This is a genomic window from Mycobacterium sp. 852002-51152_SCH6134967 (assembly GCF_001667105.1).
Classification (GTDB): Bacteria; Actinomycetota; Actinomycetes; order Mycobacteriales; family Mycobacteriaceae; genus Mycobacterium; species Mycobacterium neumannii_A.
The window spans coordinates 1-17,557 of record NZ_LZIK01000053.1 but is presented as its reverse complement, the minus strand read 5'-3'; the positions used below and the strand labels follow the sequence as shown (position 1 = coordinate 17,557).

Annotated in this window: 22 protein-coding genes and 1 pseudogene; 10 read left to right on the top strand and 13 right to left on the bottom strand. The window is 64.2% G+C overall.

Annotation, left to right across the window (positions count from 1 at the left end; genetic code table 11):
- Positions 1–52 precede the first annotated feature (52 nt).
- Positions 53–502 (top strand): cyanase, encoded by a 450-nt coding sequence (gene cynS / locus A5790_RS15515; protein WP_066845817.1) that lies wholly within the window; start codon positions 53–55, stop codon positions 500–502.
- 5 nt (positions 503–507) lie between these two features.
- Here the strand turns inward: cynS and A5790_RS15510 are convergent, their stop codons facing one another.
- Entirely contained in the window at positions 508–2,118 is a 1,611-nt protein-coding gene (locus A5790_RS15510) for a hypothetical protein (protein ID WP_156656414.1), read from the bottom strand.
- Between the two features lie 16 nt (positions 2,119–2,134).
- Here A5790_RS15510 and A5790_RS15505 point away from each other — a divergent pair, with 16 nt between their 5' ends.
- On the top strand, positions 2,135–2,674 hold the full coding sequence (locus A5790_RS15505) for a hypothetical protein (protein ID WP_156656413.1): 540 nt from the start codon (positions 2,135–2,137) through the stop codon (positions 2,672–2,674).
- Between the two features lie 12 nt (positions 2,675–2,686).
- On the opposite strand, the gene A5790_RS15500 is transcribed toward A5790_RS15505, so the two are convergent.
- The 3 genes from A5790_RS15500 to A5790_RS15490 form a co-directional block, all read right to left on the bottom strand.
- Entirely contained in the window at positions 2,687–2,914 is a 228-nt protein-coding gene (locus A5790_RS15500) for a hypothetical protein (RefSeq protein WP_066846059.1), read from the bottom strand.
- Positions 2,915–3,065: 151 nt separating this feature from the next.
- Complete coding sequence (locus A5790_RS15495) at positions 3,066–3,740, bottom strand: LuxR C-terminal-related transcriptional regulator (protein ID WP_066845804.1); 675 nt, start codon at positions 3,738–3,740, stop codon at positions 3,066–3,068.
- 231 nt (positions 3,741–3,971) lie between these two features.
- A complete protein-coding gene (locus tag A5790_RS15490) occupies positions 3,972–4,307 on the bottom strand; it encodes a hypothetical protein (protein WP_066845802.1) in 336 nt (111 codons plus the stop codon).
- Positions 4,308–4,503: 196 nt separating this feature from the next.
- Here A5790_RS15490 and A5790_RS15485 point away from each other — a divergent pair.
- Positions 4,504–4,767, top strand: a pseudogene (locus tag A5790_RS15485) (acetamidase); the annotation flags it as partial.
- Positions 4,768–4,789: 22 nt separating this feature from the next.
- On the opposite strand, the gene A5790_RS15480 reads toward A5790_RS15485, so the two are convergent.
- Positions 4,790–5,284 (bottom strand): SRPBCC domain-containing protein, encoded by a 495-nt coding sequence (locus tag A5790_RS15480; protein ID WP_066845797.1) that lies wholly within the window; start codon positions 5,282–5,284, stop codon positions 4,790–4,792.
- 44 nt (positions 5,285–5,328) lie between these two features.
- Positions 5,329–5,667, bottom strand: a complete 339-nt coding sequence (locus A5790_RS15475; RefSeq protein ID WP_197696801.1) for a metalloregulator ArsR/SmtB family transcription factor — start codon at positions 5,665–5,667, stop codon at positions 5,329–5,331.
- 67 nt (positions 5,668–5,734) lie between these two features.
- On the opposite strand from A5790_RS15475, the gene A5790_RS15470 reads away from it, so the two are divergent.
- Together A5790_RS15470 and A5790_RS15465 are read left to right on the top strand one after the other, a co-directional pair.
- Positions 5,735–6,388 carry an SDR family oxidoreductase gene (locus tag A5790_RS15470; RefSeq protein ID WP_066845793.1) on the top strand — a complete coding sequence of 218 codons (654 nt, stop codon included), beginning with the start codon at positions 5,735–5,737 and terminating at the stop codon, positions 6,386–6,388.
- A gap of 199 nt (positions 6,389–6,587) precedes the next feature.
- On the top strand, positions 6,588–7,475 hold the full coding sequence (locus A5790_RS15465) for a DUF4344 domain-containing metallopeptidase (RefSeq protein ID WP_238381995.1): 888 nt from the start codon (positions 6,588–6,590) through the stop codon (positions 7,473–7,475).
- Positions 7,476–7,478: 3 nt separating this feature from the next.
- On the opposite strand, the gene A5790_RS15460 is transcribed toward A5790_RS15465, so the two are convergent.
- The 7 genes from A5790_RS15460 to ectA all read right to left on the bottom strand — a co-directional run bounded on the left by A5790_RS15460 (position 7,479) and on the right by ectA (position 14,068).
- A complete protein-coding gene (locus A5790_RS15460) occupies positions 7,479–8,186 on the bottom strand; it encodes a Type 1 glutamine amidotransferase-like domain-containing protein (protein ID WP_066846056.1) in 708 nt (235 codons plus the stop codon).
- On the bottom strand, positions 8,183–8,860 hold the full coding sequence (locus tag A5790_RS15455; RefSeq protein ID WP_231987795.1) for a hypothetical protein: 678 nt from the start codon (positions 8,858–8,860) through the stop codon (positions 8,183–8,185). Before A5790_RS15455 ends, A5790_RS15460 begins: the two co-directional genes overlap by 4 nt.
- A gap of 102 nt (positions 8,861–8,962) precedes the next feature.
- A complete protein-coding gene (locus A5790_RS15450) occupies positions 8,963–10,294 on the bottom strand; it encodes a hypothetical protein (RefSeq protein WP_156656412.1) in 1,332 nt (443 codons plus the stop codon).
- A 670-nt stretch (positions 10,295–10,964) separates the two neighbouring features.
- Positions 10,965–11,879, bottom strand: a complete 915-nt coding sequence (thpD, locus tag A5790_RS15445) for an ectoine hydroxylase (protein WP_066845785.1) — start codon at positions 11,877–11,879, stop codon at positions 10,965–10,967.
- Positions 11,876–12,271 (bottom strand): ectoine synthase, encoded by a 396-nt coding sequence (locus A5790_RS15440; RefSeq protein ID WP_066845783.1) that lies wholly within the window; start codon positions 12,269–12,271, stop codon positions 11,876–11,878. Before A5790_RS15440 ends, thpD begins: the two co-directional genes overlap by 4 nt.
- 26 nt (positions 12,272–12,297) lie before the next feature.
- Positions 12,298–13,587 (bottom strand): diaminobutyrate--2-oxoglutarate transaminase, encoded by a 1,290-nt coding sequence (gene ectB, locus A5790_RS15435; RefSeq protein WP_066845780.1) that lies wholly within the window; start codon positions 13,585–13,587, stop codon positions 12,298–12,300.
- A 16-nt stretch (positions 13,588–13,603) separates the two neighbouring features.
- A complete protein-coding gene (ectA, locus tag A5790_RS15430; protein WP_082961748.1) occupies positions 13,604–14,068 on the bottom strand; it encodes a diaminobutyrate acetyltransferase in 465 nt (154 codons plus the stop codon).
- Between the two features lie 498 nt (positions 14,069–14,566).
- Between ectA and A5790_RS15425 the strand changes: the two genes are divergently transcribed.
- The 5 genes from A5790_RS15425 (at position 14,567) to A5790_RS15405 (ending at position 17,479) form a co-directional block, all read left to right on the top strand.
- Positions 14,567–14,848 carry a DUF732 domain-containing protein gene (locus tag A5790_RS15425; protein ID WP_082961737.1) on the top strand — a complete coding sequence of 94 codons (282 nt, stop codon included), beginning with the start codon at positions 14,567–14,569 and terminating at the stop codon, positions 14,846–14,848.
- A gap of 141 nt (positions 14,849–14,989) precedes the next feature.
- Positions 14,990–15,907 (top strand): esterase family protein, encoded by a 918-nt coding sequence (locus A5790_RS15420; RefSeq protein ID WP_066846049.1) that lies wholly within the window; start codon positions 14,990–14,992, stop codon positions 15,905–15,907.
- Positions 15,908–16,071: 164 nt separating this feature from the next.
- Positions 16,072–16,419 (top strand): STAS domain-containing protein, encoded by a 348-nt coding sequence (locus tag A5790_RS15415; RefSeq protein ID WP_066845777.1) that lies wholly within the window; start codon positions 16,072–16,074, stop codon positions 16,417–16,419.
- Between the two features lie 32 nt (positions 16,420–16,451).
- Positions 16,452–16,901, top strand: coding sequence for an ATP-binding protein (locus tag A5790_RS15410; protein ID WP_066845774.1), 450 nt, complete (start codon positions 16,452–16,454; stop codon positions 16,899–16,901).
- Between the two features lie 170 nt (positions 16,902–17,071).
- Positions 17,072–17,479 (top strand): STAS domain-containing protein, encoded by a 408-nt coding sequence (locus A5790_RS15405; RefSeq protein WP_066845771.1) that lies wholly within the window; start codon positions 17,072–17,074, stop codon positions 17,477–17,479.
- Positions 17,480–17,557 lie beyond the last annotated feature (78 nt).

Below are 17,557 nucleotides of genomic sequence, written 5' to 3'. Positions count from 1 at the left end.
CCGGACGCCGATGAACGCGCACCGGCGGCCCCGAGGCGAATAAGGTCAGCGCATGACCCCGATCATGACCAAGTCCGACGCAGCGGCACTGGTGGTCGCCGCCAAGACCCGAAAGAACGTGAGCTGGACCGAGATCGCTGATGCTTTGGATGCGCCGCGAGTGTGGTGTGTCGCCGCGCTGCTCGGTCAACATCCGATGACGCAAGCGCAGGCCGAACGGGTTTGCGCCCTGCTCGATCTCGACACCGCGGTGGGCGAGAGCTTGCAGCTCCAACCCGCCCGCGGTATCGACCCGGCGCTACTGTCCGATCCGACCATCTATCGGTTCCAGGAGGCGCTCGCCGTCTACGGACCCGCGATCAAGGAACTCATTCACGAGGAGTTCGGTGACGGCATCATGAGCGCGATCAACTTCAAGGTCGACGTCGGGCGCCGTGAGGATCCCGACGGAGACCGCGTGGTGGTCACGTTCGACGGAAAGTTCCTCGACTATCGCTGGTAACGCGGCTACGCCACCTGTAGAAGAACGCCGGAATCGGGACTGGAAATCCGGTGGACGCCGGGATCGGTCTCTGATGTGTTCGGCTGTTTGAGCTCCGCGATGATCGTCTCGTAGTCGTCCGTCTGCCACGCCTTCATGAAGGCGTCCAGCGGGACCTTCATATTCTTCCCCTGCTCGGCGAAGCCGCTGTCGTTGAGGTAGACGACCCGCTCGTCGAAGTCGATTCCCGTGACGACCACCTGGTGATCTGCGGCGTTGGCGCCCGTAGGCATCGGCCGGTTTTCGACAGCGCTCCAGATGGTTTCCCCGTGGAGTCCGACCGACACCGCCTTCTTGTCTTCCAGCGCGAAGGCGACCGCTCTCAACGCCAGGTTGCCCTCCGTTTTGTCGTACTCGGTGACAGTGGCCGCCACTCCGTATGCATCCAGAAGTTTCACAGCATCTTTGATGTTGACGCCGTCCTGGGTGGTGTCCACGTACATCGGGTTACCCGGGTTGACAACGCTCTCGAGCTCCTGTGCCTTCAGTATGATGGCCTCTTCGTCGGGAATCTCTGGGGTGTTCTTGAGTTGATTGATGATCATCGCCGACGACATCAACACACAGTTCTGATACGACTGCGCTTGCCAGTACTGCTTGTTTGTTTCCGGGTCGCCGTACATGCCGGTGAAGACGGCTGGGGCGGTGAACCAATCCGACAGTCCGTGGATGAATTCGGTAACGGCGTAGGAGATGTAGTTGACGAACTCGGTCACGACGACCGCTGCGGTGTGGGCCAGTTCGGAGACCACGAACGCCGCGCTGCCGACGAGCGCACCGAGGGGGTTGTCCGCATATTGCGTCTCTACTTGCTCATTGAACGCGTCTGTGCGGGCAGCTTGGGCCACGATGAATGCTTCTATGCGCACGTCTCGGGCCTTGTAGAACGCTGCGGCCCGTTCGGCTGCGGTGGGTTCCACGGTCAGTTCATCGGGTACCGACCACGACGGGTGTTCGGTGTCCGAATCGGTCGTCGTCGTCGCGACGGGAACCAATTCCTCCGGGGGGACTTCGGCGGTCAGCGTGTTGGTGACGTGCTGGGTGTCGATGGCCAACTGGTCATCGTTCATCCGCTCCAGATCGCGGCGCACCAGGTCCAGCGAGCCCACCAGGATCACGCCCGGAAGTGGCTGTACCGGCCCGTCAACTGCGGACAGTGGTGAGCCGACACCGACCGCCGACAGCAGGCCCGACACGATGCCGGTCGACGCTGTCGAGGGTCCGGCGTCGGGTGCTTGGGCCACCACAGTGCGGTGGTTGTCGGCACCGGAACCATCCGAGGGCACCAGTTCGGCCTCGATCACCAGCGTGCTGGCTTCGGCGGCGGCCTCGACACCGATGGTTTCAGCCGATGCTGTGACATCGGCTGGGCCGGAATCGGTTACGTGTGCCAGGGATCGAGCGCTGATGGTGTCCTCGGGTCGGCTCGCGCTCGTCGCCCCCACAGCGGTCGCGGTGGTCCTCTGCGGGGTCACCAACGAGTCGCTGGGCACGCGGTCGGATCGATTCTTCTTCTGCTCCCGCTCGATCGGGGCCTCAGAAACGACCGGGTCGGCCGGCGGAACCGAAGTATCCACCAGCACAGGCGAACTGGTGTCGACCTCGCCGACAGTGCTCGCAGCCGGTGTCGACGCGGCCGCAGCTGCGTCCGACTCTTTGGCCGACTCTGTCGCTGACTGCTTCGCCGATGAGTCCGCGGACTGCCGCTCGGCTGTCGACTTTTTCGTGGAGCGTGTCTCGGATGCATCTGCGGTGGGCTTTGTCGTCGAGCGTCCCGCACCGACAGATGTCCTGGGCTTTGTTCCCGAGACGGTCGACGTCGAGGAACTGCCCGTCGACTCCGAAGCTCCGTCCTTAGTCGCCGACGAAGACTCCGATGTACCCGTCGACCCCGACGGCGTGCTGCCCGTCGATCCGGATGACGAGCTCGTCGACCCCGATGAACCCGAAGACCCGGATGACGAGCTCGACGATGAACTGGAGGACGACTGTCCTCCGTCGTCGGCGATCGCCGTCCCCATGCCGCAGGTGCCGACCAACCCCGCTACACCGAGCGAGAAGGCAACGGCCCCGACCCGTAACGCCACCCTTGCCGAATTCACGAGCGGTCCGCCACCTCCGTCGGACCGCTGACCTGGCGGATCATCAGCTGCTCAGCCAGACGTACCAGAGACCGTCGCCGCCCTGACGGCAATCCCAATGCCCGTAATTGGCGTCACCCTGTGCGATCTCGACATTGGGGCCGTCGACATTGCAGGCCTCGAGCGTCGAATAGCCACCCTCCACCTGAACCTCGTCAGCGTGTGCGACGCCGACACCGAGGGTGAGGAACCCACCCACTGCCAGCGCGCCCGCGGCGATCATTCTTCTCATGCTTGTGCCTTCCATAGCTGCTGCTTCGACCCCCGCGCACTATTTGCCGGCATTTCGCCGCGCGCGCGGATTGAGAATTATTAACGCAACCGTTATGGTCCCGGCGGCAAAAAGTTATTAGTTCATCTGTTCAGATGACTACCGGACGGATTCACAGATCGTCGACGCTGAGGATCTTGTCCTGGATCGCTCGAGCAACAAGAGCCGCCTTGGTCGGCGCAGGCCGGCCGACTGCCGCATACTTCGCCCTGACCCTTTGCAGGTGAGTCGCGACCGTGGAGGGCTCGATGTACAACCGCTCGGCGACCGCATTCTTGTTCTCCGTCTGAAACCAGGCGATGAGCACCTGCTGCTCTCGGTGCGTCAGCTCCGGCCGTGCCTTCTGCCGGCCGCTGTGCAAGGTCGGAGCCGTCCTCGTGACCACGTGCGGCCGATCGGTGTGGGCGGCATCGATGGCCGCTGCCAGCACGTGTTCGGGTTCATGTTTGGCGATGCAGCTGACCGCCCCCGCGTCGAGGGTGGCGGAGACGACGTCGTCGTTGAACGAACAGGTGTAGACGACGACGCGGTGGCCTGCGCCGCAGACCTGGCGTAGCGCATCGAGGTCCGGACCGCCGCCGTCGCAGGGCAGGTCGAACAACACCACCAGGCCGGGCGCGGCGGTCTGATATGCCGCCGTGAACTCGGCTGGACTGGTGAAATGGCCGATGCTCTCTGCGCGTGGGTGGCTGCGCCTCAACCACGACTCGATACCCGCGTATACGACTCGCTGATTGCCGACCACCACGACCGATATCGAACGCTCCTCGTCGTCCGGCGGTGGCATGCCGCAGACCCCCTATGTCGTACAGTCGCCGCTGCAGTTGTTTGCTTATGAAAGCATTGCTACGCCGCTCCCGAGTTCGGTTTGCGCTAAATCGAACTCATGGAACGGTGAGCGTCTGTGCGTCAGGCGGATGGCTGCCCATAACTGTACTGATTGAAACCCGAATAAACGCCAGGCCCCCCGGGCGGCAAGGCGCGGTACAGCAGGCAACGTCTGGTACGCCGAGACGTCTCAGCAGAACTGGTATTCGACGTCCCAGAAGCCGGGCGAAGGGATCCAGCGGGCCGAGAACTGTCCGCCGAGGGCGGGATTGGCGTCGTGGATCATTCCTGTCCCGCCGACGGCTTGGACGAAGCCCGGCGGATCCCAGGAGATCGAGACCGGGTCACCCGGCGTATCCGGCGTGCATCCGATCTGCTTGACGAGATAGCCGTCGGTGATCGTCCACTCGGCGCTGGCCTGATTCGGGCTCGGGGGAGGAGGGGAAGCGTGCGCGACAGTCGGGGCCCCGATGGCCGCCGCAGTCACCACGCCCGCCACCGAAATGATGAAACGCTGACCGCGCATCCGACACCTCCTTGCACCCACGATGTCTGTGACGTTAGACCGTTCGCGATCGGGTGGTTTCGTTTCGGCTGAGTCGGGATCGAACCGCCTCCGCGTCTGGACGTCAACGGTTTCGAACCTGACGGCAACATCGACGCAACACCGCGTGGATAGCTTCGGGCGACCGACAACCCGGGAGTCCGCGCAAATGAATGAGCCGTTCGCCGAAACCGAATCCGCCTGGGTGCCAATAGGACTGTCCGATCCCGACGGGGCAATCGGAGGCAGCAGCAGCGATTTGAACATCGCGATGCGCCGGGCGGTGGTCAACGCCCTGGACTTCCTGCAGAACGACCAGGGGATGGACCGCGCCACCGCCTACGCCTACCTCTCGGCCGCATCCGATTTCGTTGTCTCCCAAGTGGTCGACCGAACCGTTGGCGTGCATGGCCAGATCTACAAATCGCACTTCGCGGTGTGAGACGGACGCCGTGGCGGTGCTGTCACCCTCGTGACAGGTACTTGTCGAGCTTGTCCAGCTGAGCCTTGTAACCCCACTTCATGCCGAATGCGGCCATCTTGGCCTTCGCGCCGATGTTGGTGATAGTGACGTTCAGCGCGACGACCGTCATCCCGTCCTTCTCGCTGAGGATGACGTCGTTGACGTGCTCGATCGTTGACCCCTCTTCCTCGCCCTCGGTCCACGATCGCGCGTCATACGTCAGGCGCGCGCGTTCCTCAATACGGGTGAAGGTGCCGCTCATCGGCCAGCGTGTGCCCTGGTACTTACCCATCGCCTCGCCCGCTTCCATGACGATGTAGATCTTTCCGCCGACCACGAGGTCGATCTCACATTCCGGCACGAACGTCTTCTCCGGACCCCACCACTCCCGCACCATGTTGGGGTCCGTCCAAGCCTGCCAAACGGTTTCGATAGGAGCGCGGTACGAGCGTTCGAGGTTCAGCTTCTTGGTCTTCTTGAACATCTGCATCAGCATGGCGAATCCTCCTTGTGTCGATCGGCGGTCAAGCGGTGCAGCGGTCAGTCGTCATCGGCCCGGTCCTCAGTGCCTTCAGCGATGGACTCGAGATATCTGCCCAACGAGTCGAGGCGGGTCTCCCAGAGCTGCGCGAACAATTCGGCCCAGCGGCCGATCTCCTCGAACGGTGCGGCCTCCAGGTGGTAGATCCGCCGCCGAGCCACGGGTTGGCCGGCGACGATCCCCGAATCACCCAACACCCGAAGGTGCTTACTGACCTGCGGCTGGCGAATTTCGAGTGCCTCGGCGATCTCGCCGACCGAAAGCGGCCCAGCACGCAACAATTCGACGATTTTCAGGCGGCTTGGCTCGGCAAGAGCTCCGAAGACCGTCGACTGCACGGGTTCGACGCTAGGGCCCATGACGTATTCCTGTCAAGGAATATGTGCGAAAGGCTACCGTGGAGGTATGGCTCGCATCTTGATCTTCGGTGGCCACGGCAAGGTGGCCCTGCACCTGTCCCGGATCCTCAGTGAGCGCGGAGACGAAGTGACCTCGGTGTTTCGCAACCCGGATCATTCGGAAGAGGTGATGGTGACCGGGGCCCAGCCACTGGTGGGCGATATCGAGGCGCTGGACGTCGACGCCCTCACCGAAATCGTCGAGAAACATGACGCCGTGGTGTTTACCGCCGGCGCCGGTGGCGGCAACCCGACTCGCACCTATGCGGTGGATCGCGATGCCGCCATCCGCATCATCGATGCCGCCGAACGTGCGGGGGTGGCCAGGTTCATCATGGTGTCGTACTTTGGCGCAAGCCCCGATCACGGTGTGCCGAAAGACAATTCGTTCTTTCACTATGCCGAGGCCAAGGCCGCTGCCGATGCGCATCTTCGGTCCAGCGGTCTGCGTTGGACGATACTGGGTCCGGGCCGCCTCACCCTGGAGCCATCCACCGGCCGGATTGCCGTCGGTGCCGACGCGGTCGGCGGCGAAGTTTCCCGCGAAGACGTTGCGCTGGTCGCCGCTGCCTGCCTGGCAGATGAGGCCACCATTGGGCGCACGGTCGAGTTCAACAACGGGGACATCCCGATCGCCGAGGCACTGTCGCGCCACGCGTGAGCAACTCTTAGCCATAAGGCTGCAAATCCGGTCGCCCAGTCAACTGCGCGACGGAAAAGTCCACCGGAGCCGACACCGCTGTGGTCGTCTGGCCACCATTCCCGGCGCTGCGGTCATACGATCGGCGCAATCGTCGCACGCCGAGCGGCCCCCGGGAAGGACACCGCGCTTGACCACACACGAACCAGCACGAGAGCCTGTGCGCTGGGCGACGCCGTCACGAGTTTTGGCTCTCGTTGCCGCGGGAGTGTTGGCGGCGGGATGCGGAAGTTCGGGAGGAGAGGCGGCGGACACCCACGACGCGGCGAAATCGCCTACCTCCCAGGGGTCCCCGGCTGCGCAGAACCCAGACCCTCCACCGGACCCGAGCGCGCCCGCCGACGGCGAGATGGTCGTCTTCTATGACATGGCCACCACCCCCGAAGCGACGAATGGGCGCAACATCATGCAGGACGATCAACTGCTCGAAGCCCTCGCCAATGACATCAACGAGACGCTCAAGTTGCCCCACAACATTTCGTTGCGCGGCTCGCAGTGCGACGAGCCCAACGCCTATTGGAGCGCCGACGACAACACCATCACCCTCTGTTATGAGGATGTGGACTGGGCGCAGCGAGTCTTTACCGAAGCCGGTGACCCCGATCCGAAGGCGTCGGCGCTCAATTCCGAGTACGCGACGTTCTACCACGAGGTCGGGCACATGGCGATCAGCATCTACGACCTTCCCGTGACCGGGCGCGAGGAGGACGTGGCCGATCAGCTCGCTGCCTTCGTGCTGTTGGCGCCCGGTGAAGACGGTCATGCCGACCCCGAATCGGTACAGGCGGTCAAGGATTTCGCGCGGGCATTCGGCGCCTCCGGTGCGCAGGCCACGGAGCTGACCGCAGACGACTTCGCCGACGAGCACTCGCTGGATGAGACCCGGATGTACAACCTGGAGTGCTGGATCTACGGCTCTGATCCCAAGGCCAACGCCGACCTCGTCTCAAGCGGTCAGCTCCCCGAGGAGCGGGCGTCGGGATGCCCAGCGGAGTGGGAACAACTCGATCAAGCTTGGTCGACGTTGCTCGATCCCTACTTCAAATAGCGGTCACTCCTCGGTGGGGCACAACAGCGAGTGCACGAGACCTGTTTCCTCGTAACGGAATTCGTGCGCGGGATGTCGCACGGGCTCGACGGTGGCGTCGTGGTGCACGATGACTCCACCTCCGGCGGGGATGCCGATCCCGGTTGCGGCTCCCTGCAGCGAATGGATTGTTCCTGACAGCCGCGCCCAGCCGGAGCGCTCGTCGTGCGTATCGATGATCGCGGGAACGAACTTGAACACGTCGAGCAGTTCTGTGGCCGCCGACTCGGATGTCTCGACGATTCCGTAGCTGCCGAGCTGGATCGCACCGGCGGAGATGCCGACCAGGACAGCGCCATGCGCGTACCGAGCCCGGATCACGTCCGCCATGCCGGTGCTCTCGAAGACGTTCCAGCCGATCCGCACATCACCGCCGGCGAGGACGACCACGCTGGCCCGCTCGAGGAACGCGCGATCGTCCGCGCCGAACGACGAGTCGACCATGCGGAGGTCGGCGATTGCGACGCCGTCCATGGCCGCTTCGAAGATGTCGTAGAACTCCGGACGATCACCGTTGGACGCGCCGATGTAGGCGGCACTCAGGGGTGCGTGTCGAGCCAACTCGTCGACCGCGGGCTCGAGCAGCAGCCGCTCCTGTCGTTTCCAGAACAGCAGCTGACTGTCTGCCAGTAGGAAGAGCGGTCGCAGGTGGCCCTGGGGAGCCGACGTCAACTGGCGTCCCGGGACCGGGACCGACCCAGGCGCCACTTGTTCTTCTTGGGTGTCTGGTACGCATCGTGACTCCAGGCGTCCCACATGGCCTCGGATTCCTCCTGGACCGGACTGTTGGTGACCTGCCATCCGAGGTTATCGATTTCGGTTGTGCACCAACGGATCAGCGATCCGTCGGCGCCGATCTCCTGGGCGAGTTGGACTCGCTCGTCGGTGCTGAGCTCGTCGCTGAACGCCTGCATGGTGGTTTTCAACCGCCAGTAGGGCACGACACCGTCGCACTGGCGGCAGAGTGCCAGGAGCTCCACTCGCGCGCGGCCGAGGAGGGACGTCGGATCTTCGTCGGCCGCGGGGCTGTCAGTTGTCTGCGCGCTTTCCGCACTGGGTTCGTGCGCTTCTTCGGCCTGACCGGTCAGTTGGCGGTACTTGATGCGGAGCTCGTCGAGCTCGGCCTCGACGGCCACGGCTCGTTCGCGCCACCATGCGGCGTGGTACTGCGCCAACTTCGCCTCGCAGTCCGCGCAGACCGCCCCTTCGCCCGCGACATCGTCGAGCGTCGTGACCTTGGTGAGCACGAGACCGCAGAGCGCCTTGTGGGCATCGCGGTTGAAGTAGTCCCCGTGGTGCACCACCGACGCTGATGTGTCCCGGACGTAGCTGTGGGGTGGTTCCACATCAGCCAAAGTAATTGAGCGGGAGCGACGTTTCCGTTGGTTCAGTGAAAACGGTCGACAGCCCCGGTGCTGTTGCCCCGGGGCTGTCGAATGAGTGAAGTACTACTTGTTGTTGCCGGAGTTGTCGCCCCCACCTTCGCCGGCGTCGTTGTCACCGGGTTTGGTGGTGGTTTCGCTGCCCTGCGTGGTGCCGGTCGGCGTGCCAACCGTCGTTTCCTTCTTTTTCGGAACGTCGACGTCCCCGACCTCTTTCGCGCCTTCACCCGTCGGGGCCTGCGTTCCTGCGTTAGCGCCTGGAGAGAAGTTCGCCGACCGCCTCAGCACATCGCGGGTCAGCTTTTGCGTCTTGGGCAGCAGGTCGCTGAGACGCTTGCGCTCTTGCTTCGGGGGCTTCGGCTGTTCGGAGGGCTGTTCGGAGCCTTGTTCCGCACTGAGTTCGGTCTTCTTCTCAATCGGGCGCTCAACCTGCAGCGACACCGTCGGCGCCTCTGCCGCAACGCCGGCTACGCGCTGGTCGCCTGCCCTCAGGGGGGCCGCCTGCTCTGCCGGGGTCTCGTCGCGTACGACGATGTCGCGGATCGAGCCGTTGATCCGCTCGGTCGCGCTCCACAATCCGTTGCGGAAATTTTCGACCAGATTGCCCGGGCCGCCGATCGGGGCCGGCAGGGCATCGCGAAGTCCGTAGAGCGCCGGGTCGGCCACCCACAGCGGGCCGTCGACGATGTTCTCCACCGCGGCAAGGGCTGCTTCAGTGTCACCCTGGGCGACGGCGGCGACCGCCTGCACGATGCCCACCGGGCCGAGCACGGCTGCTGCGGCCAGCCGCAGGGTCGACGCGATCGCACCCTGGGTGACGCGAGAGAACGCATCGATCGGTCCGGCCACCTCTTCATATGCGACGGGGCCGGGCCGCTCGAACGCCTCGATGGTCCCGTCGACGAAGCGCTGCACCAGCGCGCCCGGGTCCTGCAGCCCCTCGTTGATCTCGAGGGTGAGCCTGTAGAGCTGATCGCGGATGGTCATAACGAGCCCGCCGGGTCCTCCCAGCGGCGCCGGCAACGCGTCACGCAAAGCGAACAGCGCGGGGTCGATCGTCCACAGCGGCGCGTCGACGATGTTCTTCACGAATGCTCCGAAGCTCGCGGAGCCGTTGCCGTCGCTGATGGCTTGCGCGAGCTCGATCAGGCGAAGAGGCGCGAGCGCGGTGGTCCCGAGCCGAAGTCCGGAAGCTGCGAAGCCTTGGCCGATGCGGCCCAACCCCTCGACGACGCCGGTTGTCGGGTCGGGGTTGTTGACGGCCTCCCCGCCGGGCCGGTTGAACGCCGCGAGGGTGCCCTCGATGAAGTCCTCCAGCGCGGCACCGGGTGCGAACATCTCCAGCAAAGCCTGTTGGGCTTCGAATTGACGTTGGATCTCGCTGGTGTTCGCGGCCATCAGAGCCACGTTGTGCGATCGGCTTTCTGCGACGGTGTTCGCTGGTGCCGGTGCGATCGGACCAGCGGCGATGACGCCTGCCCCCACAAGTGCCACCCCGGTCGTCACATATTTCTTGGCGCTGGCCTTCATCAAGCCCCTCCCCTTGTTTGCGCGCTTGCTACGAGTAGCAACCTACGCCTGCGTCGATACTGATGGCAAGTTGCCCTGAAATCATCGACGGGAGGAATTGCTGCGATCGATCATGCCTGATCGTCCGATAACCGAAAAGACACTTCTGAACAGCCCAAACGCGCTCGAAACATCCCGGATTGATCGTGAGCGCTGCGAAACGACTTCGCTGATGTCTCGAGCACCTGCACGTCCGCAGAGGATCGGCGAGGGCTGTGGCAAATAGATGCGGCATGCGTCGATGAGTAGCTGACACCTCTCAGAGTCCATGGCGGGCAAAGCAGGCGCCGCCTCGGTCAGGAGGCCGCTCAGGCAGCGTCGGCTCACTCTCCAGTTTGCGAAGGTCGGCAGGGCTGCAAGCGTTAAGCGCGGGTCATTACGCGACCGAATGGTAGGGGCCAAGGCGGCAAGGCGGAACGAAAGCAAACGCGATGGACGTCGAGTTCGTTGCCCGCATTCGTGGCGTGGACCGCCCCTTACAGGGCGGCCACGGCGACGTCTACTGCACCAGTGACGGGGTGCTGAAAGGTTGGCTGTCCCGGGCCGCCAGGTATTCGGGCCTCGGAGTCTCGGCTCGGTAGGGCGCCACGAGCTGGTTCTCGACGGAGTTGAAGACCAGGAAGACGTTCGAGCGCGGCAACGGCGTGATGTTCGAACCCGAACCGTGCATCACGTTCGAGTCGAACCACAGCGCGGTACCGGCAGGCCCGGTGATCTGGTCGATGCCGTAGCGGGCGGCGGCCTCGGCGAGCGTGGCCTGGCTCGGAACGCCGATCTCTTGTTTCACCAACGAGGAGGTGTGGTTGTTGCGCGGAGTGGCGCCGACGCACGGGTAGAACGTCTTGTGCGAACCCGGCATGACCATCAGCGAGCCGTTGTAGGGGTAGTTGTCGGTCAGCGAGATCGAACACGACACGGCCCGCATGGCGGGCATGCCGTCCTCGGCGTGCCATGTCTCGAAATCGGAATGCCAGTAGAACCCGGTCCCGGTGAATCCCGGCATGAGGTTGATCCGCGCCTGGTGCAGGTAGACGTCACTGCCCAGCAATTGACGGGCCACGGGCAAGACCGTGTCGAGGGTGACCACCTCGGCGATGACATCGCTGAACAGATGGGGTTGAAACACCGACCGGATGCTGCCGCCGGGCTCACGAATGATCCGCGGGTCCTCCGGGTCGGCCTTGGCGCCGATGTTGTTCAACTCGCCGCGCAGCGTCGTCAGCCAGTTGTCATCCACCGCCGACCGCTGCACCAGGTATCCGTTGGCGTCGATCGACTGCAGGTCGGTCTCGAACAGCGGACCGTCCGACTCCTGGCCCCACACCGTGGGCTCCGCGCGTGGAATCGGATCGCTCGGTTCCGACAGCCGCGTGGGATATCGGTCCCTGGTGTCGGTAAATATGTTGTCGCTCAACTCGCTTGCACCGCCGGGGGAGGGTAGGTACCAGTCTCGTCGTGAACCTCTTGTCCGGTCACGGGAGGATTGAATACACACAGCATCCGCAGCTGAGTATGGCATGTGACGCGGTGGCGTTCATGCCCGTCGAGCAGATACATCGTGCCGGGCCGGAGCGGGTGTTCCTCACCGGTCTCGTGGTTGGTCAGCGTCCCCGTGCCCTCGACCACCCAGACCGCCTCGACGTGATGGCGGTAGTGGAAATCGCTGACCGAATTCGCGTTGATAGTGGTCTCGTGGAAGGAGAATCCGACTCCGTCACCCGCCAGGATGATGCGCTTGGATCTCCAGTCCTTGGCCGACACGTCGCGTTCGGTGCCGGTGATCTCGTCAGTGGTGCGCACGATCACGTCGTGCTCCTTTCGGCGTGAGGTGGTCAGGAAAGCGTTGCGGCGACCGAGTCGGCGAGGATGTCGATGCCCGCATCCAGATCCGACTCGGAAGTGGTCAGCGGGGGAAGCAGTTTGACGACCTCGTCCGAGGGGCCGCTGGTCTCCATGAGTACCCCGCGATCGAACGCCGCGCGGCACACGGCCGACGCCATCGGCGCATCCTCGAACTTGAGCCCCTGCGCCATCCCGCGCCCGCGCGCGGAGACGCCGGGATACTTGTCGGCGATGGTTTCCAGCCGGTCTCGGACCTGCTGGCCCTTGGCGATCGTGTCGTCACTGAATGTCTCGGTCTGCCAATAGATCTCGAGTGCCTTGCTCGCGGTGACGAACGCCGGATTGTGGCCCCGGAAGGTGCCGTTGTGCTCGCCGGGGGTCCACACGTCCAGGTCCCTGCGGAACAAGGTCAGTGCCATCGGAAGGCCGTATCCACTGATCGACTTGGACAACGTGACGATGTCCGGGACGATGCCTGCCTCTTCGAAGCTGAAGAACCGGCCGGTGCGTCCGCAACCCATCTGCACGTCGTCGACGATCAACAGGATCTCGCGGCGGCTGCACAGCTCGGCGAGCGCCTGCAACCACTCCATCCGCGCGACGTTGAGACCGCCCTCGCCCTGCACGGTTTCGACGATCACCGCGGCCGGGTGGTTGAGCCCGCCGCCCGAGTCGTCGAGAACGCGCTCGAACCAGTGGAAGTCCTCGGTGGCGCCGCCGAAGTAGTTGTCATACGGCATCGGTGTGGCGTGCACCAGCGGGATACCGGCACCGGCGCGCTTCATCGAGTTGCCGGTGACCGACAGCGCGCCGAGGGTCATGCCGTGAAATGCGTTGGTGAAGTTGATGATCGATTCGCGACCGGTCACCTTGCGGGCCAGCTTGAGCGCTGACTCGACGGCGTTCGCCCCGGTCGGCCCCGGAAACTGCACCTTGTAGTCGAGGTCGCGAGGCTTGAGGATCAGCTGCTCGAAGTTCTGCAGGAACTCCGTCTTGGCCGCGGTCGCCATGTCGAGCGAGTGCACGATGTTGTCGTTGGCCAGGTATTCGATCAACGGCCGTTTCAGTTCGGGGTTGTTGTGGCCGTAGTTCAGCGCGCCGGCCCCGGCGAAGAAGTCGAGGTAGCGCCGCCCGGAGGTATCGGTCATCCACGAGCCCTGCGCTACCGCCATGGTGGTCGGCCATCCACGGCAGTAGCTGCGTACTTCCGATTCGACCGAGTTATAGACCTCGGGAAGGTCGGATTCGTCGGGACGGGGGAGTGTTGCTGGCGTAGACATGTGTCCTTTCTGAGGGTCAGTCGGCCAAAGGTGTCGTGATGGGTCCGATGCGGACAGTTGGCTCGTCTTCGTGGGACTGATCGGCCGCCAGGTGTGCGGCGGCGAAGCGAGGTTCCTCGATCAGGGGCACCCCGTGACGCCGGGCGAACGCGCCGAAGAACGCGCGCGAAGCCGAGTTGCTCGGTGCCACCGTGGCCTCCACGGTGACCGGATGGCCTCGGCGGTTGGCGCGAACGCGGTGGACGAGGCCGTCGAGCATGGCGCTGGCCAACCCGGTTCCCCGCGCAGCCGCCGCGACGGCCACCTGCCAGACGAAGAGGACTTCGGGGCGTGCCGGCGGATGGTAGCCAGTGATCAGTCCACAGATGTCGCCGTCTTTCTCCGCGACGATGGAGGTACTGGCAAAGTCCGTGGCCATCAACAGGTACGTGTAGGTGGAGTTCAGATCGAGCACTTCCGTCTCGGCCACCAGACGATGCATTGCGATGGCATCGTCTTCATTCGGCGAGCGGAGATGATTCGTCCACGAATCTGGCTGCACTGCTGGCCTTTTCAAACCAGCTGTCCGCTCCTCCGGGACTGGGTCCCGGTCGCGAATGGTCACTTGCGTTGTCACCACCGAACAAAATCATCGAATCACATCAGTTACGTCATCGGCGTTATGACGGTATGCCAGCAAAAAATGACAGGCAAGTTTCCACAGCTCACGCGCACGCGCCGGGCGGTGTGCGGGCACGGGGGTTACCTGCGCGGATGCCGAAGTGTGAGACGGCGGTCACTTGATCAAGGCGTTATCAAAACGTTATCTACCGACGTCGTCAATGATTCGGTCCCCTAACAACGGGTACGTTATGACGCGCCCGTCAGTGTGGGTGGAGTGTCGTCAGGACACGCGGGTGCCAGGGTTTCGCGCTTTGGCGCTCGGCCAGGTTCCGGGTGCGCCGCGGACATCAATGACCAACCAAGCGGAGGGGTTCTTGTGCGACGCATCTTCGGACTATTCATCAGTGCTACCGCCATAGCAGTCGCATTCGCCGCGCCGGCGGCGGCCGATCAGGCGGAGTTTGTGCGCAAGCTTCAGGAGACGTACGTCTTCCTGTCGGCGGACCAATTGATCGCCGCGGGCAATAAGGTCTGCGCCAACGCGTCGCGTGGCGTGCCTGCCGCCGAATCGATGCTGATGGTGCGCGAGGAGTTAGGCGTTTCGGTTACCGCCGCAGCTGACATTGTCAGCATCGCGGTCAACGAACTCGGTTGTTGATCCGCGGCCGCTTCAATTGCGGCTGAGGTTTGGTAACAAGCTGGTCAAGCGCTGCGTGGCACGCTGAGCATGCCGACGCCGAATTGCTAGCTTGCCCGCGTGAAATCGTCTGTGGGCCGACTCGGGGCTGCGCTGTTCGCGATGCTGCTCGTCTGCGTTGGGATCCCAACGCCTACGGCCGCTGCCTATTCACGTGACGGGTTGCCGGTGGAGACGCTCGAGGTGCCGTCCCCGTCGATGGGGCGAAACATCCGCGTGCAGTTCCAGGGCGGCGGCCCGCATTCGGTGTACCTGCTCGACGGACTGCGCGCGCAGGAGGATGCCAACGGTTGGGACATCAACACCGGCGCGTTCGAGTGGTTCTACGAGTCGGGTATCTCGGTCGTGATGCCCGTGGGCGGACAGGCCAGCTTCTACACCGACTGGTATCAGCCTGCGGTGGGAAGCGCGGGCACCGTGACCTACAAGTGGGAGACGTTCCTGACTCAGGAACTGCCCGCGTGGTTGGCAGCCAACCGGGGGCAGGCGCCGACCGGCAACGCGGTCGTGGGTCTTTCGATGTCGGGCAGCGCGGCGCTGACCCTCGCCGTATGGCATCCGCGCCAGTTCATCTTCGCCGGTTCCCTGTCGGGCTACCTCAACCCGTCGAGCGGTCTGTGGCCTACCCTGATCGGTTTCTCGATGAAAGACGCGGGCGGCTACAGCGCGACCCATATGTGGGGGCCGACGTCGGATCCGGCATGGCGGCGCAACGATCCGATGGTCAACGTCAACACGCTGGTCGCCAACAACACCGCGCTGTGGGTCTACTGCGGAAACGGCGCGACCTCCGAACTCGACGACGGCGCGAACTTCGGTGCGCAGTACAGCGCGCAGTTCCTCGAGAACATCACGCTGTCGACGAACAAGGAGTTCCAGCAGAAGTACCTCGCGGCGGGCGGACGGAACGCGGTGTTCAACTTCCCGACCGACGGAACGCACACCTGGGCGTACTGGGGTTCACAGCTGCAGGCGATGAAGCCTGACCTGGTGCGCATCCTCGGGGGAGGCCGCCCATGACAGTCCCAAGTCAGATTGCCGGCTCTCGGGCGTCTGACCGGCGCGGATGGGTCCCCGTTTAGGTATCGGTACCGTGAAGCCGCTACCCTATTGCGCGGGTTAAGACTGCAGCCTCGCGTGATCGGCCATGACCGCTACGGTGGTTGCCAAACAAGAGGTGAGGCTTGGACGGACAACTTTGTACCGAGAACTGGGTGGGACGCGTCGCTGTCGTCGCCGCCTCCGGGGACCTCGACATGCTCACGGCACCGCAGCTGCGCGACGCTGTGCAGGGGGCGTTGGGCAAGGATCCGGTGGGCTTGATCGTGGATCTGACCAGCGTTGAGTTCCTGGGGTCCGCAGGCATGCAGGTGCTGATGGAGACCCACAACCAGACCGACGGCACCGGGACCAAGTTCGCCGTCGTCGCGGAGGGATCCGCCACCAGCCGGCCGTTGAAGATCACGGGGATCGCCGATTTGATCGACCTGTTTTCCTCGCTGGACGCCGCGCTCGACAACATCACAGCGTGAGCTCGGGCCGAACGGGGTAAACAGAGAAAACCATGAACGCTCCAACGGAACTCGGCTTCTCCAGCAACGGCCCCGCAGACGCGCAGACCGTTGCCGAGTTCCGCAATGCCTTTGCGCAATGGCTCCGGACGAATTTCGCTCTCGACGCCGACCGGCTCAGCGACATATTGCTGGCGGTGAACGAAGCGCTGACCAATTCCGCTGAATTCGCCTACGTCCAGGCTGGACAGGCCGGAACCATGTCGGTGACGGCCCGGTACGACGCCGAGGATCGGTGCCTGGCCGCGACCATTTCCGACCAGGGAGCCTGGCTGGAGAAGGAGCCCGACGGCAAGCCGAACACCCGCGGTCGCGGCATCCAGCTCATGCGCGCTCTGTCCGACCGGGCCACGATCGACGCCTCGGCGTCCGGCACCCGCGTACGGCTCGAGTTCGACGATTGCCGGCTCGCCTCCGAGGAGCCTTTCGCAACTTCTGCGTGATTGTGTTTGGCCGACCGTCGGCGCGGGTAAAGGCGCATCGCTGACTTCCATCGCAGAAAGCGAGCGCAGGCATGGGCGAAAACTTCCCGGGCGTCGACAGCGCCCCACCCGATATCTGCGCCGAGCGCGGAATCAGGCAGCGGTAACCCGGACGCGGTCGGGAACCGGAAATGTCCGTCGCGGCGATCGAACGCCCGCCATCGCAGCCCAGGCACGCGCTGACCGTCGCCTCCAGCACCGGTGCAATCGGTGGGCCCGGCCATGTCGTCGTGACGGTGACCGGTGAGGTCGACGCCGCCAACGCCAAGGAGTTCGCGGCTCTGGTCGCTGACACGATCGCGGACGCCCAGCACGTCACCCTTGATCTGTCCTGTCTGGGCTTCTTTGCCTTCGACGGGGTCACCGCACTTCACGCCCTCAACGCCCGGCTCCTTCGGGCCGGTGTGCCGTGGCGCGTGCTGCCCGGTGCCGTCGTGTCCAGGGTCCTCGCACTGTGTGATCCCGAGGAGCTGATACCGGTGGTCCGCGTGAACCCGCCGACGCCGCCTCGCAGACCCCGGCTGCGGCTGGTGGGCTAGTTGTACTGCCCAGGCAGGTTGGTTGAGAAAGTGTGACGACACGCTGTAGAGGTCGTTGATGGCGAAGGCCTCCCGTCG